Source organism: Mammaliicoccus sp. P-M59 (assembly GCF_022386135.1).
Classification (GTDB): domain Bacteria; phylum Bacillota; class Bacilli; order Staphylococcales; family Staphylococcaceae; genus Mammaliicoccus; species Mammaliicoccus sciuri_A.
The window spans coordinates 1-989 of the sequence record NZ_JAJNJJ010000026.1 but is presented as its reverse complement, the minus strand read 5'-3'; the positions used below and the strand labels follow the sequence as shown (position 1 = coordinate 989).

The window sequence follows — 989 nt, the reverse complement described above, 5'->3', positions numbered from 1 at the left end:
TTTGTTTTCTTACAATCACTACCGCATCTAAGACTGTATCCTCTGTGATTTCTTCTTCAATCTCAACTGTGAAAGTGTCGTGTTTATTGACAAAACTCGAGAATCTAGGAGTTCCATAGGCATCAAAATATAATTCATACCCTTCAGCATCATTCGTTTTATAACTTTCGTTTTCTATATTGTTTCTAAACCCCCACTCAATCAATTCTGGTAAGTTCATTTCTTTCTTTGTATTAATTTTTGGCATGTTTTAGTCCTCCCAATTCTCAATAGCGAAGTCTAAGCATTTACGTGCTTCCTTAATATCTTCTAGCCCATTCTTCTCTGGCGCTCTCATTTGATACTCCAACGCACTCGCCACGTTATGAGCAACTGAACCTTTATGATATTTATCAGCCACAATTGAGATAATGTCCTTCACTTCAATGTCACCTAGCATATAATGCGATGGTTTGTTTACTGGGTCGTGTGTAGCTTGCTCGATATATTTTTTTGATTCTTTAATAGCTTTGTTAATGTGTTCAATACGTTGTATAACGGGTTCCTCACTGTCTTCTTGTTCTGTTGCTATGGTGTAGTAATATTCGCTATCTAGACCGAAAAACTCTGTATCTGGCATAGCAATAAGCTTATTCTCAAACTCTATATCTGAACAATTGTTAATTTCAAAATTATATAGACCCATAAATGATATAGTTGCATAAAAATCTACCTTCTCTTCACAGAATCTCGTAACGTGTATTCTATCGCCTGCTTTGAATTCCATTAGCACTCAACCTTTCTCTTAGGGAAAATATCGTTCTCCCACAAATGCTTACAATATTCTCCGCGTACAGTTTTTTGTTGTACTTTGAATAAATGTGGCTTCTTCTTCATTAATAGTTCTTTCTCTTTTTTCTCTCTTTTAGCTTTTCGTTTTTTCCTAGTTTCTTCTTTTTTCATTTCTTCAAATTCATATTCTTCAATCATTTGTTTAGTACATATTTCAT

At 34.3% G+C, this 989-nt stretch carries 1 protein-coding gene and 2 pseudogenes; all 3 read right to left on the bottom strand.

Going from position 1 to position 989, the window contains the following annotated elements; all coding sequences use genetic code 11:
• Window positions 1-247: pseudogene (locus LQ617_RS15725) on the bottom strand (hypothetical protein); the annotation flags it as partial.
• A gap of 3 nt (window positions 248-250) precedes the next feature.
• The gene (locus LQ617_RS15720; RefSeq protein ID WP_239740787.1) at window positions 251-766 is read right to left on the bottom strand and encodes a DUF3310 domain-containing protein; all 516 of its coding nucleotides are present in this window, start codon (window positions 764-766) and stop codon (window positions 251-253) included.
• Window positions 766-989, bottom strand: a pseudogene (locus LQ617_RS15715) (SA1788 family PVL leukocidin-associated protein); the annotation flags it as partial. The gene LQ617_RS15720 and the pseudogene LQ617_RS15715, both read right to left, overlap by 1 nt.